Source organism: Nostoc sp. UIC 10630 (genome assembly GCF_010747425.1).
In the GTDB taxonomy this organism is placed as follows: domain Bacteria; phylum Cyanobacteriota; class Cyanobacteriia; order Cyanobacteriales; family Nostocaceae; genus Nostoc.
Window position 1 is genome coordinate 98710 of sequence record NZ_JAAGOG010000006.1, and the last position, 6475, is coordinate 105184.

Sequence of the window (6475 nt, forward strand, 5' to 3'; positions counted from 1 at the left end):
TTTAGGATAATTTACTTAGCGGTGTTGGTAAACCGTCAATGCTGACAAGATTTTTCTTCTGTTGATATTCTCGAACTCCCTCTTCACCTTTTTTACTAGCCCAGTTTACTAAAGTCTGGCGCTGACCCCGATATTCATAAAGTGGTACGCCAAAACCACAAGAAGTCTGTACTTTTTCAATATCAGCAACGATAATTTGGCGAGTTCCAGGCATTGGTAAAAACAGAGAGTACAGAGAGTCCCAGTCTGGAGAATTCGGTAAAATCGTCTTTCCTTGACCGTAAAGACGCAGAATAGATGCGGGTTCTTCAAAGGCGCAAAACATGAAGGTTATTCGCCCATTTTCTTGCAAATGGGCTGAGGTTTCATTACCACTGCCTGTAAGGTCTACGTAACCTACTTGCTTGGGAGAGAGAACGCGAAAGCATCCTAAACCTTTAGGAGATAGATTAACATGACCCGTAGGACTCAAGGGTGCAGAGCCAACAAAGAAAAGGTGTTGGGCTGCAATAAAGTCTTGCAGTTCGTCTGTAATACAGTCAAAAAGTTTAGACATAGACTGTCTGATTTATATTCACATACAAATTTCTCATCTTCTCAGCCTATGCCTTAGCTAAATATCTAGCAAGGCCCAATTGCCGATGTCTGAGCAAATGGGAGTTTGGAGTTAGGAAAAGTATTAAGTAAGTGGGCGTAAATAATTGTCTTTGGGATAAGGCAATAGGCAATAGGCAATAGGGTTTTAGCCTAGTTCCTTTTTATTTACATAGTTTGATTTTATTGTGCCAACTTACTTACTGTCTCATATACCGACTAGCCATTTGGATGGCATCAGCGATATCTACATCACCATCGCCGTCAGCATCCAAGAAGGAATTCAGTACAGGATTCCCGCCAGCTTGGGGATTTTGAGCATTTGCACCTGATTGCAAAAAATTCAGGACTAAAGGTACTGCTAAAGGTAGCAATTGTTGAACTATACCAGCATCCAATCCAGTGCGCTGGGCAGCAACTTGAGCTACCTGTTGTTGTATCTGAGGAGAAAACAGCGAATTGACGGCTTGGGGATTAGGTGAAGTTCCAGCATATTGATTCACTAAACTTTGTGCGGCTTCATTACCATCTGTGGCTTGCTTGTCTTGTAAAGCGGAACGCACTTGACCACCCACAATTGACAAAACTGATTGAATGGTAGAAGGGTCTGCACCAGTACTTTGGCTTAATTGTTGTACAGTGTTAATAATTCCTCCCAGTTGCCCTAAGCTTCCCTGTTGATTGGGATTAGCAACTGCACCAAGAATTTGATCGAAAAGTCCCATAAATTTATTTCTCCCTTTGTTCTCAAAAAGCTTGCCAAAACTGGCTTGAAGTGTTTGTGTAGGCAAACTTTCGTCAGTCCACTAAAAGATTTAAACACGCAACCTTATACTTGCTGTTAATTATTATGAAAAAATTAACTTTGAAAAGCTACTAACTCAAGGATGAGAAATGGGCAGAGCGATACCTGCGATGGGCAGAGCCAACGCAAACTCTGTACCTTTATCTAACTCAGATTGGCAGGTAATCTTACCTTGATGTTTTTCTACCACAATTTGATATGCGATCGCTAGCCCTAAACCAGTACCAATGCCTCGTGGTTTGGTGGTAAAAAATGTTTCAAATATCTTTTTCTGATTTTCTGGTGAAATACCAGGGCCATTGTCGGCAATTCGCACTATCACCAAATTATTCTCCCAGCATTCTGTAATAATAGTGATTTCAGGGAGAAATTCGGGATTTTCAGCTGATTTTTGCTCTAAAGCATCAAGTGCGTTGCTGAGAAGATTCATAAATACTTGATAAAGTAAACCTGTATAACCTGGAACCTCTGGAATTTCTCCATAGCTACGAACAAGGTTAATGCCATTTTTCAGGCGATTATTCAGAATCAATAATGTACTATCTAGACAAGCGTGTATGTCGACTAACTGTGCTTCTCCATCGTCTAAACGAGAGAAATCTTTCAAACTTCGGACAATTTCTCGCGTGCGTTCAGCACCAACTTTCATTGAATTAAAGAGCTTTGGCAAATCGACTTCTAGAAACTCCAAATCAATTTCTTCTGCGAGAGTTTGCACGGCAGTGGAAGGCTGAGGAACTTCGGCTTTATATACTTGCAGTAATGCTAATAAATCGTCAGTATAGGTTTTCGCGTGTACGAGGTTGCCAGAAATGAAATTTACAGGATTATTAATTTCGTGGGCAACACCAGCCAGCATTCTTCCTAAACTAGACATTTTTTCACTTTGAATTAGTCGGACTTGGGACTCAGCCTGTTGTTCTTCTAAAAGGTGCTTCACCTGTCGAATTAGCTGGTTAAGGGAATTAGTTAAAGCCCCAACTTCATCTTGAGTAATTACGGGCGCTTGCAAGTCAAAATTGGCTTCTTGGCTAACTTTTTGGGCGATATCTGTCACCGCTTTAATCGGATAGGCAATGATTGTACTGGTGTAGAAAGCCAGGATAGCAGCGATCGCTACTGACAGCAGCATACTAGCAATAATAATTTGGGCTTGGATAAGCGCAGCTTGTTTTTGGGCTACATCTCCTTCCTGTTGGCGTTCTTGAAGTGTTTTAGCAAAGTCGGTTAACTCATGGGCAAATTGATAAAACTTCAGAGCATTCTGACCTTGACTAAATTTCAAGATTAATTGCTGTGCTTTTATAGCTCCCTCTGGCTGTGAACTTAATGGCAAAATTTGTTGAATCAGTGCCCTGAGTTGTTCAAAATATCCGCTTATTGTACTGTTATGCTTTGTCAGCAGAGTTTGTAAATCCCCTTGCGAATTGGTTTGACTAAATTCCTGTGCTTGAGAAAGCAACGTTTCAGCCTCTGCCATATCGCTTTTGAAATCAGAAATTCGTCTTTGCAACGCTTGCAAATGCTGTATAGAAGGCACTATTTCTTGCTGGTTGATCTGTATTTCTAACAGTTCACCTTGCAAACTACTTAACAAGTTTGCTTCTTCATCTACTAAGATCATCTCTTGTCTAGCTTGTTGAAAGTAGCGATCGCCTATTACCAACCCTGCTGTCGTTCCTAAAACTGCAACTCCCAAAGCCAAACCGTATCCATAAAAAATTTTTTGCCGAATACTAAGGCGATGGAATCTTTGTTGAACCCAGTTAAAGTATTTTAATTTAGGTATCGCAGTCATGGTATTACTCGCTATTGAATTTTTTTACTAAGTGGTTTTTCATCAAAAACAAGAAATCCAGCCGCAAGTGGGAACACATTTGATACAAAATGCGCTCTCAGTTTATCAAAAGGGGCTTTTTTCTACCCTGGTCAAAAATACTGAAACTATGAAGATTAGAAGTATCTGCCTACTGAATGTTGATAAAACAGAGGAGGGGAAGCAGAGGGGAGAAAAAGGCTGAACCCAAGCGTATTGACATATAGAATGATTTATTGTGGGGTACAGCATTGCGCTTAAGTTTCACCGTCAAAGGTTCAAATTTTGCAAAAGCTGCTTCTTACTACTCTGGTAAGAAAGACTGAAACTATTAAGATCAGAAGCATCTACCTACTGAAATACCCACTAATCTTTCCTAGCCATGCCTCTGTCGCGCATAGTAACGCTAATTGTTGGTCTGATAGTCATTTTGGGGCTAGCCCTATGGCTAATTGATTCCCTATCACGCCTCTATTGGCAATTGTCCTATTCGCCGTTGCTTGGCAATTTGCTGCTGTTGCTGCTGATTGTCCTTATAGGAGCCTTGGTTGCGGCTTTTGTCTATTATGTATTGGTAATCCAATCTGGAGAAAAGCGATCGCGCCGCAACCCCAAGCGAGTAACTGCGGCGCAAATTCCTGCTGCTAAATCTGACGCTGCTTCTACAACTCTCCAAGCTGTGCGCCAACAGGTAGCGCAAATTCAAGATGAAGTCACACGTCAGGCTTTATTAAGTCGATCGCGCGAGATTGAAGCGAACTTAGCACGGGGTGAAATTCAAGTAGTGGTATTTGGTACGGGGAGTGCTGGCAAAACTTCCCTAGTGAATGCAATTATGGGACGCATGGTGGGTCAAGTGGATGCACCGATGGGTACAACCCAGGTTGGAGAAACCTATTGTCTGCGGTTGAAGGGATTAGAACGCAAGATTTTAATTACAGATACGCCAGGGATTTTAGAAGCGGGGGTGGCGGGAACGGAACGGGAACAAATGGCGCGAGAACTGGCAACAGAAGCAGATTTACTGTTATTTGTGGTGGATAATGACTTACGACGCTCAGAATATGAGCCGTTGCGGGGATTAGCAGAAATTGGGAAGCGATCGCTTTTGGTGCTGAACAAAACCGATTTATATACAGATGAAGATAAAGAATCCATCCTGGCTAGGTTGCGTCAACGGGTACGGGGATTTATTGCTACTAATGATGTGGTGGCGATCGCAGCTAATCCCCAATCTGCACAACTAGAAACTGGCGAAACCTACCAGCCGGAACCCGATATTGTCCCTTTACTGCGACGCACGGCTGCTGTTTTACGCGCCGAAGGTGAAGATTTGGTGGCGGATAACATTCTTTTGCAATCTCTGCGATTGGGAGACGAGGCGCGAAAACTCATCGATGGCCAGCGTCGTCGTCAAGCTGACAAAATCGTAGAACGGTTTCAGTGGATTGGTGCTGGTGTGGTGTCAGTCACGCCAATACCAGTTGTGGATTTATTGGCGACAGCCGCAGTCAACGCTCAAATGGTTGTGGAAATTGGCAGAGTCTACGGCTGTGAATTGAATATGGAACGGGGACGAGAGTTAGCCCTTTCTTTAGCGAAAACTATTGCTAGTCTGGGCATTGTCAAGGGAGCAATTCAATTATTATCTACAGCCTTGCAACTTAATGTTGCTACCTTTCTTATTGGTAGGGCGATTCAAGGTGTGACAGCAGCTTATTTAACGCGAATTGCTGGTAAAAGTTTTATTGAATATTTTCGTCACGATCAAGATTGGGGTGATGGGGGAATGACGGAAGTTGTGCAGAAACAGTTTCAAATTAATCGCCGAGATGAATTTATTAAAGCTTTTATTCAAGAAGCGATCGCGCGGGTAGTGAAGCCGTTACAAGATAAATCTGAAGCGATCGAGGAAGAAGAAAGCAAAGAATAATCTAATACGCTTAGGTTAGCGCCAAAAACCTTAAACTTTGTAGGTTGGTTTGAGGAACGAAACCCAATATTTCTGTGGCTTTGTTGGGTTAAGTAAAGCATAACCCAAGCGTATTGAAGAATAATCTTAATAACTATTAACTTTATTAGTTAATGTCAAAAATGCTCTTGCTTTTTAGCAAGAGCATTAAAATTTTTCTAGGAAAAAATAGTTTGTTCGATAAGTATCAAATTAAATTAACTTATACATTTTAGAATGCTTTTCCCTTGCGCTTCAACAACAAAACCGTAATACCAACAAGTACTGCCCCGTTAAGAATGCCAGGTTCTGGAACACTAGCTAAATCGGTATTTAGCACAAGCGTAGCAGATGAATCAAAACTAAATCCAAACAGATACTGCTCTCCAATTCCAATATCGCCCAAAAGCGCACCTCCAATTGAGAAAAATCGTCCACTGCTGGCGTTAATATCTGCAATAGCGTCCGAGTTGAGGACAAAACTTAGGATTTCGTCTGAATTGCCAAAAGTGCTGACATTAAAAGTACCGTAATTTTTACCACTTACCAAGTCATTATAGATAACAGCATTAGGATTGTTAACTTTTTGAGCAAGTACATCAGCGGCTGTTGAAACATCAAAAAAACCTAGGGTCTTTGTTGGATTTCCTGCACCTTGAAACCGTTTAACTTGCAAAGTTGCTGTGGAGACTCCAGCTAGATCGTTAAGATCGAATGTAAAAAAGTTAGCATAATTGGTCGCGTCGAGATTTCCAGTGATATAGTTGTCGTTCTGGTTGCTGTTACCAGCGGTCTTACTCCACCAGCCTTGATTTGAACTACTCAAACTAACAGTTGCTGCTTGCGCTACGTTCAGCATTCCTAATCCAAATCCAACAATAGCAGCCGTCATTGCTAATTTGTAACAATTTTTCATGCGATATCTTTCTAAAGTTGAACCTGTTTAGATGAAATTCACAAAAAATTTCCCTATACAATCGCTGCTTTTAAAAAGACGCAGTTGCTCAACAATCAGAGTAACTAAACGTAGTTAAAAATTCAGTATTGAACTAGGGTTTTATTAGCACTGTAAATTATGTATTAAATCAAACAATGCTGTTGCTAGCATAATAGTATAAAAACTATTATTGCCCACAAAAGTATATAAAGTTTACACAAAATTCATATATTTTTTATGAATTCTTCATGTTTTTGCTTTTAAATTACATCTAGTCCTTTATAAAGACATGAGAAATAGCTTGTAGGTTTGAATTTTTTCATTAACCATTTAAAAATATATTAAGATTTTAATATTTAATAAGTTTAATAG

Annotated in this window: 5 protein-coding genes; 1 reads left to right on the forward strand and 4 read right to left on the reverse strand. The window is 40.6% G+C overall.

Annotation, left to right across the window (positions count from 1 at the left end):
* Position 1: 1 nt before the first annotated feature.
* From G1O98_RS03580 to G1O98_RS03590, 3 genes are all read right to left on the reverse strand, one after another.
* The gene (locus G1O98_RS03580) at positions 2-556 is read right to left on the reverse strand and encodes a pyridoxamine 5'-phosphate oxidase family protein (protein WP_163927306.1); all 555 of its coding nucleotides are present in this window, start codon (positions 554-556) and stop codon (positions 2-4) included.
* Positions 557-794: 238 nt separating this feature from the next.
* Positions 795-1319, reverse strand: coding sequence for a DUF937 domain-containing protein (locus tag G1O98_RS03585; RefSeq protein ID WP_012412549.1), 525 nt, complete (start codon positions 1317-1319; stop codon positions 795-797).
* 156 nt (positions 1320-1475) lie between these two features.
* The gene (locus tag G1O98_RS03590; protein WP_163927308.1) at positions 1476-3197 is read right to left on the reverse strand and encodes an ATP-binding protein; all 1722 of its coding nucleotides are present in this window, start codon (positions 3195-3197) and stop codon (positions 1476-1478) included.
* Positions 3198-3597: 400 nt separating this feature from the next.
* Here G1O98_RS03590 and G1O98_RS03595 point away from each other — a divergent pair, with 400 nt between their 5' ends.
* A complete protein-coding gene (locus G1O98_RS03595; RefSeq protein WP_163927310.1) occupies positions 3598-5148 on the forward strand; it encodes a GTP-binding protein in 1551 nt (516 codons plus the stop codon).
* Between the two features lie 250 nt (positions 5149-5398).
* Here G1O98_RS03595 and G1O98_RS03600 read toward each other — a convergent pair whose 3' ends face one another.
* Complete coding sequence (locus tag G1O98_RS03600; protein ID WP_163927312.1) at positions 5399-6082, reverse strand: hypothetical protein; 684 nt, start codon at positions 6080-6082, stop codon at positions 5399-5401.
* Between the last annotated feature and the right edge of the window lie 393 nt (positions 6083-6475).

Excerpts from the sequence above, each read along its gene's own strand:
- G1O98_RS03595 (WP_163927310.1), top strand. The coding sequence starts at position 3,598 with ATGCCTCTGTCGCGCATAGTAACGCTAATTGTTGGTCTGATAGTCATT.
- G1O98_RS03580 (WP_163927306.1), bottom strand. The coding sequence starts at position 556 with ATGTCTAAACTTTTTGACTGTATTACAGACGAACTGCAAGACTTTATT.
- G1O98_RS03585 (WP_012412549.1), bottom strand. The coding sequence starts at position 1,319 with ATGGGACTTTTCGATCAAATTCTTGGTGCAGTTGCTAATCCCAATCAA.
- G1O98_RS03590 (WP_163927308.1), bottom strand. The coding sequence starts at position 3,197 with ATGACTGCGATACCTAAATTAAAATACTTTAACTGGGTTCAACAAAGA.
- G1O98_RS03600 (WP_163927312.1), bottom strand. The coding sequence starts at position 6,082 with ATGAAAAATTGTTACAAATTAGCAATGACGGCTGCTATTGTTGGATTT.